Source organism: Methanofollis tationis, from assembly GCF_013377755.1.
GTDB classification, from domain to species: Archaea; Halobacteriota; Methanomicrobia; order Methanomicrobiales; family Methanofollaceae; genus Methanofollis; species Methanofollis tationis.
Map to the genome: position 1 here is coordinate 1,754,700 of NZ_JABXWR010000001.1, position 20,521 is coordinate 1,775,220.

Below are 20,521 nucleotides of genomic sequence, written 5' to 3' on the forward strand. Positions count from 1 at the left end.
GGCGGCGGTGCGCAGGATCGTCACCGAATAGCATATATAGAAGTTCAAATCCATATTATTGAGATATCGGAGGATTATACCATGCTTGCTGGACAGCCAATCGTAGTATTAAGAGATAATGTAGAGCGCACCAGGGGCCACGAGGCCCAGCAGTCCAATATTCTTGCGGCAAAAGCAATCGCCTCGGCCGTCAGGACGACCCTCGGCCCCCGCGGCATGGACAAGATGCTCGTTTCCCCAAGCGGGGATGTCACGATCACCAACGACGGCGCGACGATCCTTCGCGAGCTCTCGGTCCAGCACCCTGGCGCGAAGATGATGGTCGAGGTCGCCGAGACCCAGGACGACGAGGTCGGCGACGGCACCACCACCGCCTGCATCCTCGGCGGAGCGATGATGGAGCGGGCCGGCGTGATGCTTGCCAAGGAGATCCACCCGACGGTCATCGCCCACGGCTACCGCATGGGCATGGAGAAGGCCCTTGAGATCCTCAAAGACCTCACCATCACCGTCACCCCCGAGGACCGCGAGATCCTCCTCCAGATCGCCTCCACCTCGATGACCGGCAAGTCGATCGAGTCGGTGAAGGAGAAGGTCGCCGGGATCATCGTCGATGCGGTGAAGAGCATCGCCGAGGAGAAGGACGGCAAACTCTTCATCGACGAGGACGATGTGATGGTCACCAAGGAGGTCGGCGAGACGATGAACGACGCCGAACTCGTGAAGGGCGTTGTCATCAACAAGAAGCGGGTCTCAGACGGCATGCCGCGGAAGGTTGTCGGGGCGAAGGTCGCCCTCCTTGCCCAGCCTCTGGAGGTCACCAAGACTCAGGTGAAGTCGAAGATCAAGATCTCGGGCTCGGAACAGCTCGCCGCCTTCGGCGAACAGGAGCGCGAGAGCCTGAAGAAACTCGCGGATGTCATCAGGGACGCCGGCGCCAACGTCTTGTTCTGCCAGAAGGGCATCGCCGACGCCGTCCAGTATTACCTTGCGAAGTACGGCATCTTCGCCGTTGAGGACGTCAAGGAGAATGACATGAAGTTCATGGCAAAGGCAGTCGGCGGCGTGATCGTGAACAAGGTCCACGAACTCTCCCCCGAAGTGCTCGGCACGGCCGGATATGTCGAGCAGGTCGAGGACGCCGAGCTCGTGAAGATTGCCGAGTGCCCGAACCCGAAGGCGGTCACCATCCTGCTGCGCGGCTCGACCCAGCACCTGATCGACGAGCTGGAGCGCGCCGTCGAGGACGCCCGGCGGGTCGTTCAGGACGCCCTCGAAGACCGGACCTTTGTCGTCGGCGGCGGCTCGGTCGAGACCGAGATGATGCTTAAGATCCGCGAGTATGCGGCGACCGTCGGCGGCCGGATCCAGATCGCCCTCGAGGCCTTCGCCGATGTCTTCGAGGAGGTTCCAAAGACCCTTGCAGAGAACTCGGGCTTCGACCCGATCGACAAGGTGGTCGCCCTCAAGCAGGCCCATGCACAGGGCCAGAAGTACGCCGGGCTCAACGTCTACACCGGCGAGATCATCGACATGAAGGAGGAGCGCGTCTTCGAGCCCGCCCGCGTGAAGAAGCAGGCGATCATGTCGGCCGCCGAGATGGCGAGCATGCTCATCCGCGTCGACGATATGTTTGTTACGGTCAAGAAGGGTCCGGGTGCAGGCCCGATGGCCTGAACGGCCACATTTAGCCACGCGAACAGGTCGAGATTACCTCGGCCTCATCTGTTTTTATCACATCGTCTTGCGGGACCGGTACGCCGTTTGCAAAGACGATGACGGTGTCGGGGTTCACCCCGAGGGAGAGGAGGGCTGTCTCCCAGGTGTCGCCGGCGGCGCCGGTGTAGGTGAGCGTCACCCCCTCGCGGGGGAAGCGGAGTGTGCATTCCATCGTAAAGGTTATCTGGAGTGCCGACAGATATTTTTACCCACGCAGTGCCGGGGTAGTCTAGTCCGGGAAGGCGGTAGCCTCGAAAGCTACTGGTGTCTGACACCTCGGGAGTTCAAATCTCCCCCCCGGCGTTTACTATTATCTTTAAATTCCTGGCGAAAAACATATTTTCCCTTCTTCTACTCTCCCTTTCATGCCGGGACTGACTTTCCATCATGCATTGAAGCAGGCGAAACCCTGCCTACGGTCTTGAGGGGATGAGGTCAGGCATCGATCCGGTACCCGCCTTCTGGAACCAGCATCTCAAACCTCGCCCCTTCCCCGTACACCCCGGTCTCAGCGATGGCAATCCCGGTGATCCCGAGGATCTCGCGTGCAAGGAAGAGGCCAAAGCCGGTGTTCTTCCCAAACCCCCTTTCAAAGATCCGCCCCTTCTGATCATCAGGGACACCGGGGCCGTCATCCTCCCACGTGATCATGAGGCCGGATCCGCTCTTTGAACACCTGACCTGCACGCCGGTTGCTCCTTCGGCATGGCGGATGGTGTTGTCCATCAGGTTCGAAAAGACCTTCTCTATCATCGGGTCAGCATAGATTGAGATGCCGTGGCATTCATGCCTGATTGGAAGACCGGGATCATTGCTCTCTTCAATCAGGCAGCCCAGGGAGAGCCAGGTGGGTTCCTTTAGGCCCAGTTGCTCATACTCGCGGGTGAACTCGATCTGCCGCTGGATGGCTGCCGCCGCCCTGCCCACATAACCACAAAACTCTGAGAGGGCCGGATCTTTATCCACATCCTTTGCAAGATCGAGGTATCCCTGGATTACCATGATCTGGTTCAGGATATCGTGGCGCGTGATCCCTGAGAGGAGCTGGAGTTTCTTGTTTGCCTTATTGAGGGCGTCTTCAGCTTTTTTATGCTCGGATATATCGTCCAGGATGATCCGGGCGCCGGTTATCGTTCCCTGATTGAGAATGGGTGAGAAGTTTACGCGATAATAGGCTGCTTTTCCCCACTTAGTACAGTATTCTCCCTCAATGGCAGGGACGGGCCTGCCGGAATCGATGGTTCTTCGAAGCATTCCTGCAAACCCGATCTGGACCAGAGAGGGGAAGGTCAGGAGGTTGATCCTGCGGGTCTCCTCCTCCCCTGGCGATCCGAGGATCTCAAGCCCACGCTGGTTGACGTAGGTGATACGCCCCTCGGTATCACAGGTGAGGATGCCGATAGGGGCATTCTCCGCCAGGTCACGGTACTGCTCCTCGCTCTCTCGCAGCGCCGCCTCCATTGTTTTAAGGCTGGTGATATCAGTAAGCATGCCATGAATGCCGACGACGCGACCCTCCCTGAGTATCGGGCGGGCAGCCGTCTTCACCCAGAGAGATCCGCCATCTGCTTTGAGAAAGCGATACTCGGTCGGCTCGTTGCTGCCTGAGAGGATTGACCTGAACTGCAGAATTCGCCCGGCTCTGTCTTCCGGGTGAACGAAGTCGATGTACGGCCTCCCGATCACCCCGGAGGCGGGATAGCCGCCAATCGATTCGATATTTCGGGAGATATATGTGATAGTGGCATTTTTGTCCAGGACGTAGAATATTTCGTTGAGATTTTCGACGAGGTTTCTGAACTTTTCTTCGCTCTTTCGCAGCGCCTCTTCCTTCTGTATCCTCCCGGTGATATCCTCGAAGATCGTGGCAAACTGGTTTTTTCTGGGAGAATAAACCGATATTCTGAAGTGTTTGTCAAGCGGGGGGAAATAGGTCTCAAACGAATCAGGTGTGCCAGTCTGTGCAACCCGGGCATACCTCTGAAGATATGGGGGTTCATCTGTTCCGTAGGCATCCCTGCTCAGTTTCCCGATAATGGACTGCCGATCGATCCCCAGGATCCGTTCAAGAGAAGGGTTCGCCGCCAGGATCCTGTAGTCGTCGGGTTCTTCTCCCTCCAGCACGACGAGTTCGTGGAGAGCCATCCCTTCGTCCATGCTCTCGAAGAGCTGCCGAAACAGCTCCTCTGATTCCCGGATCTCCTGCTGGGCCACGGCGAGATCATCTCGTTGCTGGCGGATCTCCTCTTCGATTGCTGCACGCTCTTCGTGTTGCTGCTTGAGTTCCTTTTCGGCAGATGTGAGCTGCTCATTCGCAGCAAAGAGTTCATCATTTGTCCTCTGGAGCGTAACCTCTGCCTTCTTTTGCTGGTCGACGTCAGTAATGACCCCTTCCCAGAGGATCGTTCCATCTGCCTGCTCTGAAGGTGTTGAATGCACCTCAAGCCATCTATACCCCTCCTCCGCACAATACAAAAAAATCTGGTGGAAGTCTTCATGTTTCTTTGCCGATTCCAGAATCGCCCTGTCAAAGATATCCAGATGGTCTGGATGAACTCTGTCATGCGCTGCTCTCGGAGAGGCATATAATTCTTCTACAGGGACGCCGGTGATCTCGGTGACCTTACTGCTCAGGTATGGGAAGGAAAACTCACCTGAAGGAGCCATCGCAAGCTGAAACATGCCAACGGGCGCATTGTCTGATATCCTCCTGTAGCGCTCCTCACTCTTCTGTAATGCCTCCTCCGCACGTTTTCTCTCAAGTGCACTCCCGATGATCTCTCCGCTGACCCTGAGGGTCCTGATATCGTCTTCTGTCCAGTCTCTCGCCGCTTCGACATCATCAAGCCCGATGAAACCGGCAATATCCTGTCTGATCGTGAGGGGGAGAACGATCACGGACGCGATCCCCTGCGCCTGCAGCAACATCTTCTCTGAGGAGGCCTGGGGGGGCAGATCTTTGAGGTCTCTGATCCTGATGATCTCATGATTCCGAAGTTTCTCCATCCACCAGGAAACGAGGGAGCACGGGATGCCCTGGAGATTCTGGATCTCCGGTGTCACGCCATCTGCACACCATTCGTGCGTGTTGTCCATTACCTCGCCGTCGTCTCTGAACTGAAAGATGTACGATCTGGATGCGCCGCAGAACAGGCCGATATCTTCGAGGGCTTGCGTGAGTGTGAGATCGAAATCACCCCATGAGATAAAACGGGAGGAGATTGCCCCGATCAACCGCTCAAACTGGAGCCTTCGGTTGATCTCGGCTTCAGTCTGCCTTCTGGCAACAGCGTACTGGATCTTAGTGGCGAGTTCGGCAAACTGGGGCTTTGGATTGCCCCCTTTCTGGAGATAGAAGTCGGCGCCACTGTTGAGCGCCTCAGCCACCACATCCTCCCGGCCTTTTCCGGTGAAGATGATGAAGGGTATTGTATTGCCCTGCTGCCTGAGGTGCTGGAGGAACTGGATCCCGTTCATCCCCGGCATCTGGTAGTCCGAGATGATGGCGTCAAATGATGCTTCGGAGAGGAGCCGGATCGCATCTGGTGCACTATCGCAGGTGGAGACCACAAAATCTCCGCTCAGCTGAAGGAAGAGTTTTCCAATCTCAAGGAGGGCAGGCTCGTCGTCGACATAGAGTACAGACAATGATGGCGGGGGAGAGCCGGTGCCGTTCATATATGAATGTCTCAGCAAAACGGAATAATAGTATCTGGTGATAAGAATCAGATGTTTTGAGGACGTCAAAAAGTTGAGCCAATTTTTTTAAACCCACGCCAGAATGGCCGCTCCTTAAAGAAGCACATCTGATCTTTTGCAGTTCTCACCTCTCCGGCCAATCTTGGTGATGATCCTGCGACCACTCCCATTCCCTCTCTCAGAACGCCCGGTCGAAGGGCCAGAGTCCGACCTGCCAGAGGAGCGCCGCGGCAACACCTTTTATCCCGGGTGGCGGGTTTACCGGCACAGATATGACTTCGGGCCAGAGCGCCCTGATGATCCCGTGCTGGATCAGGGGGTGCCGCGATCCCCGGCACCGCCCCTCCACCGAGAACCCGGCGGCGATCAACTCCCTGGAGTTCCAGGGGACGAGCACCTCCTGAACGATATCCCACTCCAGCTGGCTCATCCCCTGCCGCCGCGCCATCCGCTGCTCCTGGTAGAAAAGGTCCAGTATATGGATCCCCGAACGAGCAGATACCTCCTGCGCCTCTGAAATCCAGCGTTCGAAGTGCTCGATCGTCATTCTATTGCTGTTCATCGGCCCGATATCTGCCAGATCTGCCAGCAGTTCCCCGGTGCACGCCTGGTCCCACCCCTGCCTGTACCGGCATTTGAGCATACCGCTGCCGTTGCCCTTGATGCAGACCCTCTCCTGCGGGTAGTGATCGTACATCCCGCGGGCGATCGCTCCCCAGCCCTCATGCGCCCCCCAGACATTTTTCCTGTAGATCTCAGCGAACTCCGGGTCCATCGAGTCCGGGCAGAGGATCAGGTGGTGCTCCAGCCCGAGTCTGGCGATCAAATCCCTGGCAACGCTGATGTCCGGGGTTTTTGCGGTTTTATTGTAATAGATCATCGTAAAATAGAAGATCTCCGGGCTGACCGCTTTGCAGGCGCTGAGAGCGGTCCTCGAGTCCCAGCCCGCGGTGACGGTGTGTGCAAGATCGAACCGTTTTGAGGCGCTCTCTATCATCCCCTTCAGGACGGTTGCGCATTTCTCCACGCACTCTTCGGCGCGGATCCGCTCCAATCGTTGGTCAGGCCAGAAACGGTGGACGCTGCGCCTCTTCAGGTCCAGGTAGCGGTTCGGCAGCAGGTGTTTTATGCCGCTGTAGGGTGAGAGATCGCCTGGCCACCAGTATTCAAGGGCCTCGCGGTATTCAGGTGCCCCGACGAGTCGCTCCATCACTTCAGGGTCAGGGTCCAGGCCCAGCTCTTCGGCAATGGTGCCGGGCTGGGAGGCGCACCAGAGGTCCGGGAGGGCACCGTTCGTATGAACGACCTGCCTGAGCCCCATCGGATCGTTCATCAGCCAGATCTCGTCGGGATCGGCATAGATGAGGGCCCATCTCCCGCCGAGCGTCGCGGTGCGCTGGAAGATATCAGCAGGCCGGGTGATCTCCCCGAGGATCCCGTTCAGAATGGCGTCGTCGTCCAGATCCGGGTGATAGGGGTCGAGCATGTAGCCGAGGAGGAGAAGTTTTCGGTCCCCATTCTCTGCCACCGTGACGGGCAGATCGGGGTGGGCTGTTATGCAGAGGCCGTCGGTGACGGCATATCTCTTCCAGGTATCGTTTCTCTCCACAAAGTGGGGCCCGAGGATGAACTGGCGCCGATACAGGAGTCTGGTATATTCTGATTCGCTAAAAGGCATGGCAGATCACCGGACGGCTTTCCCGTGCCGATCGAGATCGACCGTGCCGTCAGTGCCGCTATATTCATACCATAATATATAATATTATTTATTGGTGTTTTCCCTGTCAACCTGCAATATTCTGCTCAGCGGGGACTCCTTCTGCAGAAAATCCGTGAGAAACGGAGCAAACTCCAGACTCCAGCACGCCTCGCCTTCGAGCACCGCCCACTCCTCCTCCATCGCCCGCTTCACATGCTTGCCCAGGCCGACGCCGAGCGCTTCGGGCGACGCCAGCAGGGCGGCCGCACCGGTGTAGCGCCGCTCCACCTCGACGACATAGCGGCCGTCCTCGATGTACGGGCCGGAGAAACGCTCTCTCTTCCGCCATTTCCCGGCGAACTTCTCGGCGTTCTCCCGGCTCCAGAGCGGCGGGCCGATATGCCGGACGACCGCGGGCATCTGGTCGGAGAAGAGCTCGAAGAGGAGCATGCACCGCTCCTCGCCCATCGCTTCTTCAGCCCGGTTCACCAGGAACCCCGAGCGTTCGAGCAGGGCCCGCACGCCTTCGAGGCTCCGTCTCAGCTGGGGAACGACGACGTCAGGGATAAACGGCGGCGTCGCAAAGGTGATGGCATAGAGGCATGTCCCCCGACCGGCCACGAGGGCGGCAAAAGCTTCCTGCGTGAGGGGCTCTCTTGCCGGCCTGAAGAAGAAGAGATCTGAGGGTGCGTCGAGATAGCCGCGGCAGAGTTCCACGAAGGAGAACATCTGGGAAAGGGAAACCGATGCGGCGACGTTTCTCTTCGGGTCCACCGGGTCGATGACGACCATTGGCTCCTCGAAGGTCTTTGCGGCGTGCTCCTCGATATCGATGAAAAGCCCGGGTTTCCAGCGAGCGGCCGCCCGAAGAAGGGGCAGGAACCCGCCGTAGTGCAGGATCAGGAGTTCGCAGAGGTAGCCTGCAAACCCCTCGGTCATCTGGTCGGAGCCGTACACCCCGCCTGCTTTGGCAAACTGTTTGAGGAGCAGGACATCGTCGACGAAGGGGGCAATCCGCTCCCTGATATACCGGGTGTGGAAGGGCGTCCGGTCGACTGCGCTCCTGATCTCGGCCCCGCTTGCCACCCGGTAGCAGGGCACCAGATCGACGTCGAGCCCCCGGATCGTGGCGTTGATGTACGGGTGCTCGGCGTACTTCTCCCGCCACTCATCCCCGAAACGTCGTGCAATATCCCTGGCAAGCGCAAGCCCCTGCTCTTCGAGTTGTTCTCTCGTCAGGGCCGGGTCGTAGAGCATGAAGATGTCGAGGTCGCGGTCCCCCCGCACCCAGGTCCTGCGTGCCACCGAACCGACGAGCATCGCCTCAGCGCGGCCCGAAGCGTTCACCGCATCGATGATCTCGCGGGCGACCCTCTGGATCTCCTCCTGCTCGGCGGCCTGCGGCCTGATCCGGCCGAGCACCTCTTCCTCCCTCTCACTCCTCGCCAAGGGGCACCTCCATCAGGGTCTCGTAGATCGGGCCCTGCGGTGTCAGGGTGGACTTCTTGAGGGTGATCCGGTCGATCGTGCAGGTTCCGGCCTCCATGCCGGCGATCGCTGCGATTGTTCCGGGCAGCGAGGGATCGAACTCCTTCACCCGTGCAAGGGTGACATGGGCGGTGAAACCGCGCCTCTCCCGCTCGAACCCCAGGGGGGAGAGGGCCTCCTCTACCGCCCCGGCGAGGTGTGCGGTTCTGCCGCCGTCCCTCACCTCGAACCAGACGACCCGTGGGCGCCGGAGGTTGTTTCCCGACACACCGGCAAGCGTGAGATCGTAGGCGCTTCCCCGAAGTTTGAGGAGCGCTGTTTTCACGCGCTCAAGGTTTTCCGGCTCAACATCGCCGAGAAACTTGAGGGTGATGTGCGCAAGGGCGGGGTCCACCAGGTTCAGCCGACCGCCGACGGTGCGCAACCTTTCCTGCGCACGTCCAAGTCCTTCCTTGACGGCGTCAGAGAGTTCGATCGCGACAAAAGCCCTCACCATATCTGCATGGTATCGCCGCCAGAGTTAAAATCATCATCGCAAAAGCACAACCTTCATGCGTTCTCACATGCAAGGTGTTGCATTCTGTCCGGGAAGAATCCATATGGGATCGTCCCGATAGTTATGGGCTGATATCGGCATCGAGCCGAGGATGGCGGGAGATTATCCATGGCTGAAAACCTGCGTTTTATCGTATATACCCTAGAATTCTGCCCGAACTGCGAACTCCTGAAGGCCTGCCTCACGGCAAAGGGCCACTCCTATGAGGAGCAGGACATGTCCACTGCGGAGAACCTGACCGAGCTGCGGGTGAACGGCGTCTTTGTGAGCGAGGCGCCGGTCCTGCGTCTGGGAGACGACTTCTACACCTCCGCCGACCTCTTTGCGAGCGGCCGCGTGCGGGAAGACGTTATCGACGGTATTGCAGCGGGTGAGTGACCGTGGACCGGCAGACGAAGCAGGCGACCCTTGACGGTGTCTTCGTTCCCCCCATGCCGAAGGTCCGCTCGTCCGAGGGGCATATCTTCGACTGGGACCGCTCCAGGATCGTCGCCCAGATCGTGAAGGAGACCAGACTCGTCGAGGAGTTTTACGGGTATGTGGGGGCGACGCAGGAGCAGGCCGAAGAGATCGCCCGGACGGTCGAGGACCGGATCCGAAAACTGGGTCTGCGCGCCCTCTCCGGCCCCCTGATCAGGGAGATCGTGAACATAACCCTCCTTGAGCAGGGGATGGTGCAGTACAGAAACGTCTGCACCCGCGTCGGCACCCCGGTCTTCGACGCCCACCTCATTGACGTCGGGCGGGGGTTCGAAGCGCACGACAACGCCAACCTGCAGGAGAATGCCGAGACCTCGCATAAGAAGAAGGCCGACAAGATCTCCAAGGAGCAGTACCTCCTCCAGCTCCCGCCCGAGCTCGCCGACCGCCACCTTGCTGGCGACCTCCATATCCACGACCTCGAATACTTCGGATCCAGGCCGTTTTGTCTTGACGGCAGCACCGTCGTCCCGGTCGTCTCCGCCGGGCGGCACCGGACGCTGCGGCTCGATGATGTACCGTTTGAGGGTGACGAGTATTTCCCGTCTGACCTCGCCGTCCTCACGCCCGGTGGGTCCGGGCCGGTGCAGAAGATCACGAGGCGCCCGGTGGGGGAGGGGGAGGTGCTCCGCGTCCGCACCTCCTCGGGAAAAAGCGTCCTTGCGACGCGTGACCACCGGATCCCGGTGCTGACCGGCAATACCATGACGATCAAAAAGGCCGGCGAGGTGCAGGAGGGCGATCTTCTCTATGGCCTCGGTAAGACAACAGCGCTCCGTGGCGACGCCGTCTCTTCGATCGATCTGGTCCGTGAGTTCGGCGTCACCGTCCCCCCCGAAACCCAGGAGACAATCTTCGTCCGGGGTGCACGGCCCCTCTTCGATCGTGTGGCTGAGATCGATGGGAGCTATGTGGGAATATCCCGGGCGCTCGGCATCGAGCACCGCAAAGAATGGTTCACCCGCGGCACGATGCCCCTCCCGACGTTCCGCACCTTTTGTGAACACTATGGCATCACCGATGCCGGCGACCTCCGGATCGGTGTCGCCGGCAGCCGGCATGAACTGCCCGCCGTCCTGCCGGTCACCCCTGCGCTCTGCCGCCTCCTTGGTTTCTTTGTTTCTGAAGGGAACTACGACGTCGTCCCGGGCAGCACCTATAACCTCGCCATCACCGAAAACCACCAGTCGGGGGCGATCATCGCCGACGTTCGGACGGTGCTTGGCGGGTATGCGACCCTTTCAGGCGGCGAACCGGAGGAAACCGAGATCTATGGGGTCAGGGTGATGAGGGACCGGGCGATGCAGGTCTATTTCGGGGGAAAACTCGGCTGGCTCCTCTTCAGGTACGTCTTTGCGGTCCCTGAAGGGGCGGCGAACAAGCGTCTTCCCTGGCTTGTCTGGCACCTCGACGACGAACTTCTCGGTGAGTTCCTCTCCGCCCTCTTCACCGGCGACGGTTCGGCGTATTACCGATCGGAGAAATCCGATTGCATCGTCAATTACACTACAGTATCCACGTCCCTGCGGCAGGAACTCTCGCTCCTCCTCGCCTCGCTCGGCATGCACCCCCGGGTCGTCGAACTCTATGCCGACGACGACGAACGCACGACGCTGTACCGCCTCCAGATCAACGGTGCGGAGAATATCCGCACCTTCTCACGCCTGGTGCGGTTCCTCGACGACCGTCAGGCGCACATCGACCGCTTCTGTGTGGAGGTGCGGCCGATCGCATGTAGCCGCGGCGGCGAAACGGTCGTCTCGATCGGCGAGGCCGCACCCACGGGGGCTTATGTCTATGATCTCTTTCTGGATGGGGACGGTTCTGAGGAGAGTCACACCTTTTACGCTTCAGACGGACTCCTCGTGCATAACTGCCAGGACTGGGACCTCCGTTACTTCTTCTACTACGGCCTGATGCCCGACGGCAACGGCACGAAGGCGAGCGTGGCCGGTCCGGCGAAACGCGCCGAGGTCGCCGTCCTCCATGCAGTCAAGGCCCTCGGGAGCGCCCAGACGAACTTTGCCGGTGGGCAGGGCTACTACAACTTCCTCTCCTTTATGGCTCCGTACTTCGAGGGGATGGCCTACGACGAGATCAAGCAGCTGATGCAGATGTTCGTCTACGAGATGACCCAGATGATGGTCGCCCGCGGCGGGCAGCTCGTCTTCTCCTCGGTCCAGCTCTCCCCGGGCGTCCCCTCGCTCTGGAAAGAGAAGCCCTGCGTCTACAAGGGCAAGGTCTGGGACGGTACACAGGCACCGAAACGGACCTATGGCGAGTTCGAACGGGAGGTCCGCCTCCTCTTCAAGGCAATGATGGAGGTGATGCTCGAAGGGGACTCCTGGGGCAAGCCCTTCTCCTTCCCCAAGCCCGAAGTCTCTATCGAGCCCGACTTCATGGACGAGGACGAAGAGTTCAACCGGGATCACCCCGACCTTCCCACCTACCGCGACCTCTACCTGCTCACCTTCGAACTGGCAAGCAAGTTCGGCACCCCCTATTACGACAACCAGCTCCCGTCGTACCGAGGGGCCGGGAACGGGATATCGTGCTATCAATGTTGCGCCTATCAATTTTCCGCTACATTCGATAAAGACTCTGAATTTGAAGAAAAACTCTTTTTCAGGGACGGAAAGCACTTCTCTATGGGTTCATGGCAGGTCGTCTCGATCAATTGTCCACGCGCCGCCTTCAGAGCCGAAGGGGACGATCAGCGGCTCTTTGCCGAACTGAAAGCTCTCATGGACGTCGCCGTCGAGGTCTTCACGATCAAACGGCGCTGGATGGAGACGATCCGGACGAACGGCCGGATGCCCTTTGCGATGCAGCGCCCCAAAGACCCGAACACGGGAGAGCGCGGGCAGGTGGCCGTCGACCTCACCGGCCTCGTCTACACGATCGGCGTCGTCGGCGTGAACGAGATGGTGCAGCACCACACGGGCAGCCAGCTCCATGAATCTAAGGCGGCGTTCCGTCTGGCGGTTCGGGCGATGACCGAACTGGAACTCTACGCCCGCGAGATCTCGCAGCGGACCGGGATGACCATTGCCCTCGCCCGCACCCCTGCCGAGACGACGGGGCAGCGTTTCGCCGTTGCCGACATGCTCGAAGAACAGTTCAGGACGGCCGCCCTCACGGTGATGAAAGGCGACGTCGAGACTGCGGTGGCCGAATGCGGGACCACCCGGGATCTCCCGGTCTATTATACGAACGGCACCCATGTGGCGCCCGGCGCTCCGGTCCCGCTCACCAAACGGATGGAGATCGAGCACGTCTTCTTCCCGATCGTCGACGGCGGCAACATCTTCCATATCTGGCTCGGCGAGGCCCGCCCTGACCCTCGCGGCCTGATGGACATGGCGATGAACCTCTGCAAGAAGACCCAGATTGGCTACTTCGCCTTCACCCGGGACCTCACCGTCTCCCTGAAACGGTATAAAGACTACCACGGCGGCCGCAAGGTTCCCGGGCAGCTGGAGGTAGAAGCTCCGACAGAGGCCTGAATCATGGGTGACGGCCGCATCCTTGCCATCGATATCGGCCGGGGGACGCAGGACGTCCTCGTCTACGACCCGGCGCAGTCGATCGAGAACTCAACAAAACTCGTCCTCCCCTCCCCGACGGTCGTCGTGGGCCGGGCGATCAGAGGGGCGGCGGCCGCGGGAAGGCCGGTGCATCTCGAGGGATCCTGCATGGGCGGTGGAGGGAGCGTCGCCGCGGTCAGGGGGGCGCTCGCCGCCGGTCTCAGGGTGACGGCGACACCTTCTGCAGCGTTGACGATCCACGACGACCCGGAGCGTGTCCGGGCGCTTGGCGTCGTCATTACGGAGGACGCACCCAATGGCGCTGCCGTCGTTCAGACGGGCGACTACATGGAGGGGGAACTGCGGGCAGCCCTCTCCCTCTTCGGCGTCGAGTATCCCGGGCAGGTGGCGATTGCCGTGCAGGACCACGGCTTCTCTCCCCACATTTCGAACCGAGTCCACCGCTTTGCCGTCTTCACCTCGCTCCTCGAGGCCGGGGACTGGGACCTCTTCGCCCTTGCCCCTGATCCCCCGCACCCCTCGATGAGCCGGATGCGGGCAGTGCTGGCGGCAGCGCCCGGCGCTCTCCTCACCGACACCGGCCCGGCGGCGGCGATCGGCGCCCTCCTTGATCCATGGGTGGCTGATCGTGTCGAGGACGGCATCACCCTGGTCAACGCCGGAAACGGCCATACCCTCTGCTTCACCCTCAGGGGCAGCCGGGTCTGCGGGATCTTCGAACACCACACCGCCGCTCTGGACACAGAGAGACTGACCGGCTATATCAGAAAACTGCAGGCCGGGACGCTGACGAATGCAGAGGTCTTCGACGACGGGGGTCACGGTGCGGCGGTGCGGGAGGCGGTCGGCAAGACGCCGGTGGCGGTCACCGGCCCGAACCGGCAGCGTCTCCTGCCGGGCGCATGGCAGGCCGCCCCCTGCGGCGACATGATGCTGACCGGCTGTTTCGGGCTTATCGAGATCTGGAAGAGGAGAAAAGCCGGTTTCGTGTAATAAATGAGTGCTGTTTTTCTCCGGGCGGCCAAAAAGCCCTTCATTTTATATAGTATCGGCTTTTATTATTTTTCATATCACGTCTGGTGTCCTTGATTATGATTTCTTTAGATAAGCCGAGAATTCTCATGGTCGAGGACGACGCCATTCTGTCAACCCTCACAAAAACCATGCTCATCCGCATGGGATATGAGGTGGTCGGAACGGTCTCGACCGTCAGGGAAGCGCTCGGTTCTGTGGTGGAAAAGATTCCCGATCTTGTGCTGATGGACATCAACCTCGGCACAACCTTCGACGGCATCGACGCGGCGAACTATATCTATCACTGCTTTAATACGCCGGTCGTGTTTCTGACCGGGACATCCGAGCCTGATGTCCTCGATCGGGCAAAGACGGCGGAGCCGTTCGGGTACGTCACCAAACCGTTCACCAGGGAAGGGCTGTGTGCGGCGATCGAGATTGCATACAGTTCGTTCCAGATGAATAAACCCGAGATCGATCGGATCAGGAAGAAGTTTCTGGAAACAATCGCCGGAGACGATGCCTATTTTCTCATCGACGAGAAGGGCACGATCATCTTCATGAACGGGTATGCCGGTCACATGACCGGGTTCTCCTATGGCGAGGCCTTTCTCGCCGGCCTTGGTGACGTGCTCGTGATGAAGGACCGGCAGTCCGAGGTCAGGTTTTCAAAGCAGAGTCTGATCAGGGATATCGGGACGGCAGGGATCCTGAACCAGGTCTATGTGGTGCGGGTCGTGTCCAGGAACCGCAAGGTGAAAACCGCGAAGATGAGTGTGAAACCGATCAAGGACCGTTCCGAACAGGTGATCGGGTACATCGTCAGACTGGAAGAGGTTCAGGGAAAGATGCTGTGAGCCCCCCGTCATCTCGAAGGCCGGTGAGCTTCGCCTGCGATACCCAGGTATTTGAAGAGCGCCGGGGCACCCCCTGATACCCAGAACCCGAGGACCGCCGCCCTCAGGTACTCGATAGTCCATCCGGCCGCCAGCAGGCCACCGTCAGGGGCGAGCCCCATACCCGCGTAGATGAGGGCCGCGATCGCCATGCCGAGGGCGTAGCGCCTCAACTTTGCCCTGACACTCCCTTCTGCCGAGAACCTCTCCCCCATCCACACCGCCCCCAGACCGATGCCGAGGAGCGTGCCTGCCGACGAGAGCAGGGTGGACGGATCGTACGGGTCGATTGCCCTGGTCGCCGGGAGGCCGGAGGCGGCGACGGCGGTCTCGGTCCAGGAGAGTGGGATCTCACCCCCGCTCACAACGAGGGCGAGCCCCAGGGCGGCAAGGAGCAGCGACGCGGCGGTGACACCTGCTGCCTGTACCGCCGGGCTGAGTGCTGTAATCCCGGGAGAGAGACGGCGGTCTGCTGCTATGAAGAGGAGGAGCACCACGATCCCGACGGCCCAACCGGCGAGGACGTCGACGGGAAAGTGGACGCCGAGAATGATCCTTGACAACCCGGTAAGGAGGATAAGCGTTGCTGCAACCGCCCAGAACCAGCGTTTATGGATCCATACGGCCGCAGCCCCGAAGAAACACACGGCGTTCTGGGCATGGCCCGAGGGCAATGAGAAGGTCTGGTGGGTGGAGAATGCCCTGACCTCTGTGCTCACCCAGTACGGCCGCGGTGTATGAAAGAGCACCTTCAGCACGGCGTTGATACAGCCAGAGAGCGAGACGATCAAGCCAAGCCGCAGCCCAAGCCTCGGGCTTACGCACCACCAGATCGCCGGAAGGACAGCAAAGAAAAAAACGGCCGTCCCGGTGAAAGAGACGGCGTTCATCAGGGGAGCGAGCCATCCGAGGTGCGTCTGCAGGGCCACGACGGCGGCCGGATCCGGGATGAGATAGTCCATGAATAGAATAGTGTTCGGGCTTGAGGGGGATAGTGCTTACCCCCCGGCGTGCTTCATCGGATTGAGAGGCCGCCGTCGACGACGATCGTCTGCCCGGTGACATAGGAGGCGGCGTCAGAGCAGAGCCAGAGCACGGCCGCAGCCACCTCCCCGGGACGGCCGAACCGCCCTGCCGGCACCTCTGCGACGAAGCGGCGCTTCGCCTCTTCGATCGTGAACCCGGGGATGTCCTGCCATGCGACGTCGAGGCCTTCGGTCTGGATGATCCCGGGGCAGACGGCGTTGACCCGGATGCCGTTTGCCGAGAACTCAAGGGCGGCCGAGCGCGTCAGGGCGAGGCTTCCGGCCTTCGTCGCCGCATATATCGACGCCCCGGCAGAGCCGGTGAGCCCGGCGACCGCGGAGATGTTCACGATTGCTCCGCCGCCCTGCCGTATCATCGCCGGGATCTCGTGTTTCATGCAGAGGAACACCCCCAGCAGGTTCGTTCCTACGGTCCGGTTGAAGTCGTCGCCAGCCTGCATCGGCAGGTAACGGATTGCCCCGCTCGTTCCGGCGCAGTTGAAGGCGTAATCGATACGGCCGAACTGATCTGCCGCCCCGGCGACGAAGCCCTCGACCTCAGCCTCGCGGCTGACGTCGGTCCTGATCCAGACTGCCTCTCCGCCGGCTTCCCTGATCTCCCGTTCAGTCCTCAGCCCGGCCTCCTCGCCTCTGCTCCCCAGCACGACCCGCGCACCGTGGGCGGCGAAGGCTCGCGCCGCTGCGCCCCCGATGCCGGAGCTTCCACCAGTGATCAGGGCGACCCGGTTTTTGAACTCCTCATACATGGCACACCCTTGATTGCGCCTCCCATATAAGGGATGGGCTTTGTGTCACGCCCCCTTCAGGGTGATGGAAAAAGTATTCTTATCGTCAAAGAGCCGACTGCAGGGACGCCAGCGGATAGGTGCGGAAGGAGAACGTCACGGTTGTAAGCGCTTCCACGGTCCACGCGTGCTCCTGGCGCCCCATGCACCCGGCTGCGAGGAGGGCGGCGATGAAGAGAGGAATATGCTGGCCTTTCATGGAAGAAAGAGTCCTTTTTGGCGGCATTAAGCGTGTTGTTCTCTCCCCTGTCCCGCTATGGGAATAGATATTTCTCCCCCTTCGCCGAGAATGAATGGATGTTTCCGGGCTGACCGTGCCCGGCGACCGCAGGAAGACCCATGACGCACTACAGGTTTGCCGACCGCATGATCCATGCGCCCGCATCGTTCATCGACGAACTCTTCAGGGTGTCTGGCGAGCCCGGCGTGATCTCGTTCGCCGGCGGCCTCCCCGACGCCGCCCTCATCGATGTGGAGGGGATCGCCCGCGCCGTCGCGGCGGTGATGGAGGAGGAGGGGCGCTGTGCCCTCCAGTACTCGACAACCGACGGCTACCGCCCTTTGCGGGAGTACATCGCCGCCCGGTACCGCCGGCGTCTCGGGATCCCCGCGGAGGCCGACGATATCCAGATCGTCAACGGTTCGCAGCAGTGCCTCGACCTCATGGCGAAGATCTTTCTCAACTCCGGCGACGCCGTCGGCATGGAGCGTCCTGGCTACCTCGGGGCTATCGAGGCCTTCTCCCTGTACGAGCCCGAGATCTGCACCGTCCCGCTCGGTGAGGAGGGGCCCGATCTGCAGGCGTTCGAGGCGATGGTCCGCGACCGCGCCCCGAAGTTCTTCTACGGCATCCCTAACTCGCAGAACCCGTCCGGGATCACCTATCCCGAGGCCGCCCGGCGGGAGATCGCCCGCCTGCTCGACGGCACCGGGACCCTTTTTTACGAGGACGACGCCTTTGGTGATCTCTTCTTTGACGGGAGGCCACGGCTGCCGGTGAAAAAATACCTTCCTGACGGTGCGGTGCTCTCGGGATCGTTCTCGAAGATTGTCGCCCCAGGAATGCGGATTGGCTGGATACTCGCACCTCAGCCGGTGCTGCGGCAGTTCAACGCTGCAAAGCAGGCGGCCGACCTCCACTCCAACTTCTTCTGCCAGGTTGTCCTCCACAGTTACCTTTCAGGCACCGACCTCGATGTCCATGTGCGGCGAGTCGCCGGGATCTACGGCGAGCGCTGCCGGATGATGTGTGATCTCATCGATGACCGCCTCCCGGCCGGCGTCACCCGCACCACCCCTGAGGGGGGGATGTTCCTGATGGTCTTCCTGCCGCCTGGTGTTTCTTCTATGGACGTCTTCCGCGAAGGCGTCCGCCAGGGGGTTGCGGTCCTGCCCGGCGTCCCCTTCTATGCGGAGGGAGGCGGGGAGCACACCCTCAGGCTGAACTTCTCGAACGCGAACGAAACGAGCATCATTGAGGGGATGGAACGGCTCGCCCGGGTGATCCAGGGGTTTTTGTGAGGGTATCCTGATACCCGGCATCTCCTTTTTCCGGGCCACCGGAGCTCTTTTATTTTGCGGGTGTCAATGGAGTGCCGGGGCCGCACCGCGCGCGGCCGATGGGGGGACAAGCCATGGAGGAGAAGAGAGGAGCATATGTCAGGGAGCGGATCGCCTGCACGATTCTGGAACGGGCGAAACTTTCCCTGATGAACCCGGCCCTGATCGAGGCGAAGGTGGAGGAGCGGACGATCGACGAAACGGCGAAACCTCTGATCCGGCTCGCCCTCGAAGAGGGGATCGAGACAGCATGGGATAGGTACGAACAGCAGCAGCCGCCGTGCCGCTACTGCGCCTCAGGGCTCTCGTGCAGCCGGTGCGCCATGGGGCCGTGCCGGATCATCCCGGAACGCCAGCGTTTCCGCGGGGTCTGCGGGGCCGACGCCGACCTGGTCGTCGCCAGGAACCTGCTGGACATGATCGCCACGGGTGCGGCGGCTCACTCAGATCACGGCCGCGAGATCGTCGAGACCCTGCATAAGGCCGCCCGGGGAGAGGCAGAGGGGTATGGAATCACCGATCCTGGAAAACTCCGGCGGGTTGCCGGGGAGTACGGCATTGAGACCGGCGATCGGGACGATGCCGCAGTTGCCGGCGACGTCGCCCTTGCCATGCTCGAAGAGTTCGGGACGGTGAAAAATGCGATCCAGTTTGTGCAGCGGGCGCCGCCGCAGACCCTGGAACTCTGGGAAGCGGCCGGGATCACGCCCAGGAGCGTGGACCGCGAGATCGTGGAGGCGATGCACCGCGTCCATATGGGCGTGGGAGCGGACTACGCCAACGTCCTCCTGCAGGGGTTGCGGGCCTCCCTGGGCGACGGCTGGGGCGGGTCCCTGATGGCGACTGAAACCTCGGACATCCTTTTCGGGACGCCGCAGGTGAATATGTCACGGGTAAACCTCGCCGTGCTGAAGGACGACCGGGTGAACATCGCCCTCCACGGCCACAACCCGGTGCTCTCCGAGATGATCGTGCGGGCGGCGGCCGAGCCCGCGATGCTCGAACTCGCCGAAGAGGCCGGGTCCGCAGGGATCAACCTGGTCGGGCTCTGCTGCACAGGCAACGAACTCCTGATGCGCAAAGGGATCCCGCAGGCCGGCAACCATCTCAACCAGGAGTTGATCATTGCGACGGGCGCCCTGGAGGTGATGATCGTGGATTACCAGTGCATATTCCCGTCCCTGCCCAGGACGGCGAGCTGTTTCCACACCCACATCGTCTCCACAAGTCCAAAGTCGAAGGTGCCGGGCTCGCTCTACTATCCCTTCTACCCGGAATCGGCGCTTGAGACGGCGCGGGAGATCGTCAGTCTGGCGATCGCGAACTTCCCGAACCGCAACCCCGGGAAGGTGCTCATACCGGGCGAGCCGGTGGAGGCGATGACCGGGTTCTCGGTGGAGGCGATCGGCCATCTCTTCGGCGGGTTCAAACCGGTCATCGACGCGATCGCCGAGGGCTCCATCCTGGGCGCCGCCGGGGTCGTCGGCTGCAACAACCCGAAGGTGCGCCACGACGAGGGGCATGTCACCCTCACGAAGGAGCTGATCCGGCGTGGGATCCTGGTGGTCGAGACCGGGTGCGCCGCCATCGCCTCGGGGAAGGCCGGTCTGCTCCGCCCGGAGGCGGCCGACCTCGCCGCTCCGGGGCTTGCGAATGTCTGCCGGACATTCGGGATCCCGCCGGTGCTCCACATGGGCTCGTGCGTCGACTGCTCCAGAATCCTGGTGCTCGCTGCCGGGCTTGCGCGCGAACTCGGCGTGGGCATCCACCAGCTCCCGATCGCCGGCGCTGCCCCTGAGTGGTACTCCCAGAAAGCGGTCTCCATCGGCTCCTATTTCGTGGCCTCGGGTGTCTTTACCGTCCTCGGGGTGATGCCGAAGATCGCGGGGAGCGGAAACGTCGCCGATCTCCTCACCAGAGGGCTCAACGGTCTCGTCCATGCCTCGTTTGCGGTCGAGCCCGATCCGGTGCGGGCGGCCGATCTTATCGAGGCGCATATCAGGGAAAAGCGTAACGGGCTCGGGATCTGAG

The 20,521-nt window shown here is 61.1% G+C and carries 15 protein-coding genes and 1 tRNA gene; 8 read left to right on the forward strand and 8 right to left on the reverse strand.

The genetic code is table 11. The annotated features are described in order from the left end of the window. Positions 1-81: 81 nt before the first annotated feature. The gene (gene thsA / locus HWN36_RS09155; protein WP_176789056.1) at positions 82-1,677 is read left to right on the forward strand and encodes a thermosome subunit alpha; all 1,596 of its coding nucleotides are present in this window, start codon (positions 82-84) and stop codon (positions 1,675-1,677) included. Between the two features lie 10 nt (positions 1,678-1,687). Here the strand turns inward: thsA and HWN36_RS09160 are convergent, their stop codons facing one another. Then, positions 1,688-1,891 (reverse strand): thiamine S protein, encoded by a 204-nt coding sequence (locus tag HWN36_RS09160; protein WP_176789057.1) that lies wholly within the window; start codon positions 1,889-1,891, stop codon positions 1,688-1,690. A gap of 46 nt (positions 1,892-1,937) precedes the next feature. On the opposite strand from HWN36_RS09160, the gene HWN36_RS09165 reads away from it, so the two are divergent. Beyond that, positions 1,938-2,022: transfer RNA gene (locus HWN36_RS09165), tRNA-Ser, on the forward strand. Between the two features lie 132 nt (positions 2,023-2,154). Here HWN36_RS09165 and HWN36_RS09170 read toward each other — a convergent pair. The 4 genes from HWN36_RS09170 to thpR all read right to left on the reverse strand — a co-directional run bounded on the left by HWN36_RS09170 (position 2,155) and on the right by thpR (position 9,101). After that, entirely contained in the window at positions 2,155-5,367 is a 3,213-nt protein-coding gene (locus tag HWN36_RS09170; protein WP_246269892.1) for a PAS domain S-box protein, read from the reverse strand. Between the two features lie 229 nt (positions 5,368-5,596). Then, positions 5,597-7,027 (reverse strand): asparagine synthetase B family protein, encoded by a 1,431-nt coding sequence (locus HWN36_RS09175; RefSeq protein ID WP_343044965.1) that lies wholly within the window; start codon positions 7,025-7,027, stop codon positions 5,597-5,599. A 153-nt stretch (positions 7,028-7,180) separates the two neighbouring features. Further along, a complete protein-coding gene (gene cca, locus HWN36_RS09180) occupies positions 7,181-8,566 on the reverse strand; it encodes a CCA tRNA nucleotidyltransferase (RefSeq protein WP_176789060.1) in 1,386 nt (461 codons plus the stop codon). Continuing rightward, positions 8,553-9,101 (reverse strand): RNA 2',3'-cyclic phosphodiesterase, encoded by a 549-nt coding sequence (gene thpR, locus HWN36_RS09185; RefSeq protein ID WP_176789061.1) that lies wholly within the window; start codon positions 9,099-9,101, stop codon positions 8,553-8,555. Before thpR ends, cca begins: the two co-directional genes overlap by 14 nt. Before the next feature lie 168 nt (positions 9,102-9,269). Here thpR and HWN36_RS09190 point away from each other — a divergent pair, with 168 nt between their 5' ends. The 4 genes from HWN36_RS09190 (at position 9,270) to HWN36_RS09205 (ending at position 15,060) form a co-directional block, all read left to right on the forward strand. After that, entirely contained in the window at positions 9,270-9,539 is a 270-nt protein-coding gene (locus tag HWN36_RS09190) for a glutaredoxin family protein (protein WP_176789062.1), read from the forward strand. Between the two features lie 53 nt (positions 9,540-9,592). Then, positions 9,593-13,147, forward strand: a complete 3,555-nt coding sequence (gene nrdD, locus HWN36_RS09195; protein ID WP_218133285.1) for an anaerobic ribonucleoside-triphosphate reductase — start codon at positions 9,593-9,595, stop codon at positions 13,145-13,147. A gap of 3 nt (positions 13,148-13,150) precedes the next feature. Next, positions 13,151-14,182 (forward strand): DUF1786 domain-containing protein, encoded by a 1,032-nt coding sequence (locus HWN36_RS09200; RefSeq protein ID WP_176789064.1) that lies wholly within the window; start codon positions 13,151-13,153, stop codon positions 14,180-14,182. Positions 14,183-14,280: 98 nt separating this feature from the next. Continuing rightward, on the forward strand, positions 14,281-15,060 hold the full coding sequence (locus HWN36_RS09205) for a response regulator (protein WP_176789065.1): 780 nt from the start codon (positions 14,281-14,283) through the stop codon (positions 15,058-15,060). Positions 15,061-15,068: 8 nt separating this feature from the next. Here HWN36_RS09205 and HWN36_RS09210 read toward each other — a convergent pair whose 3' ends face one another. The 3 genes from HWN36_RS09210 to HWN36_RS09220 form a co-directional block, all read right to left on the reverse strand. Beyond that, positions 15,069-16,061 (reverse strand): phosphatase PAP2 family protein, encoded by a 993-nt coding sequence (locus tag HWN36_RS09210; protein ID WP_176789066.1) that lies wholly within the window; start codon positions 16,059-16,061, stop codon positions 15,069-15,071. Positions 16,062-16,114: 53 nt separating this feature from the next. Further along, entirely contained in the window at positions 16,115-16,891 is a 777-nt protein-coding gene (locus tag HWN36_RS09215; RefSeq protein ID WP_176789067.1) for a glucose 1-dehydrogenase, read from the reverse strand. Between the two features lie 85 nt (positions 16,892-16,976). Beyond that, entirely contained in the window at positions 16,977-17,129 is a 153-nt protein-coding gene (locus tag HWN36_RS09220; protein WP_176789068.1) for a hypothetical protein, read from the reverse strand. A 140-nt stretch (positions 17,130-17,269) separates the two neighbouring features. Here HWN36_RS09220 and HWN36_RS09225 point away from each other — a divergent pair, with 140 nt between their 5' ends. Both HWN36_RS09225 and cooS read left to right on the forward strand, forming a co-directional pair. Continuing rightward, positions 17,270-18,451 carry an aminotransferase-like domain-containing protein gene (locus tag HWN36_RS09225; protein ID WP_176789069.1) on the forward strand — a complete coding sequence of 394 codons (1,182 nt, stop codon included), beginning with the start codon at positions 17,270-17,272 and terminating at the stop codon, positions 18,449-18,451. A 113-nt stretch (positions 18,452-18,564) separates the two neighbouring features. Next, positions 18,565-20,520 (forward strand): anaerobic carbon-monoxide dehydrogenase catalytic subunit, encoded by a 1,956-nt coding sequence (gene cooS / locus HWN36_RS09230; protein ID WP_176789070.1) that lies wholly within the window; start codon positions 18,565-18,567, stop codon positions 20,518-20,520. The last annotated feature ends 1 nt before the right edge of the window (position 20,521 follow it).

What these genes read in the sequence shown, in the direction of transcription:
- thpR (WP_176789061.1), bottom strand. Translation starts at nt 9,101, where the DNA reads ATGGTGAGGGCTTTTGTCGCGATCGAACTCTCTGACGCCGTCAAGGAA.
- thsA (WP_176789056.1), top strand. Translation starts at nt 82, where the DNA reads ATGCTTGCTGGACAGCCAATCGTAGTATTAAGAGATAATGTAGAGCGC.
- cooS (WP_176789070.1), top strand. Translation starts at nt 18,565, where the DNA reads ATGGAGGAGAAGAGAGGAGCATATGTCAGGGAGCGGATCGCCTGCACG.
- HWN36_RS09215 (WP_176789067.1), bottom strand. Translation starts at nt 16,891, where the DNA reads ATGTATGAGGAGTTCAAAAACCGGGTCGCCCTGATCACTGGTGGAAGC.
- HWN36_RS09225 (WP_176789069.1), top strand. Translation starts at nt 17,270, where the DNA reads ATGACGCACTACAGGTTTGCCGACCGCATGATCCATGCGCCCGCATCG.
- HWN36_RS09200 (WP_176789064.1), top strand. Translation starts at nt 13,151, where the DNA reads ATGGGTGACGGCCGCATCCTTGCCATCGATATCGGCCGGGGGACGCAG.
- HWN36_RS09220 (WP_176789068.1), bottom strand. Translation starts at nt 17,129, where the DNA reads ATGAAAGGCCAGCATATTCCTCTCTTCATCGCCGCCCTCCTCGCAGCC.
- HWN36_RS09160 (WP_176789057.1), bottom strand. Translation starts at nt 1,891, where the DNA reads ATGGAATGCACACTCCGCTTCCCCCGCGAGGGGGTGACGCTCACCTAC.
- HWN36_RS09205 (WP_176789065.1), top strand. Translation starts at nt 14,281, where the DNA reads ATGATTTCTTTAGATAAGCCGAGAATTCTCATGGTCGAGGACGACGCC.
- nrdD (WP_218133285.1), top strand. Translation starts at nt 9,593, where the DNA reads ATGCCGAAGGTCCGCTCGTCCGAGGGGCATATCTTCGACTGGGACCGC.
- HWN36_RS09190 (WP_176789062.1), top strand. Translation starts at nt 9,270, where the DNA reads ATGGCTGAAAACCTGCGTTTTATCGTATATACCCTAGAATTCTGCCCG.
- HWN36_RS09210 (WP_176789066.1), bottom strand. Translation starts at nt 16,061, where the DNA reads ATGGACTATCTCATCCCGGATCCGGCCGCCGTCGTGGCCCTGCAGACG.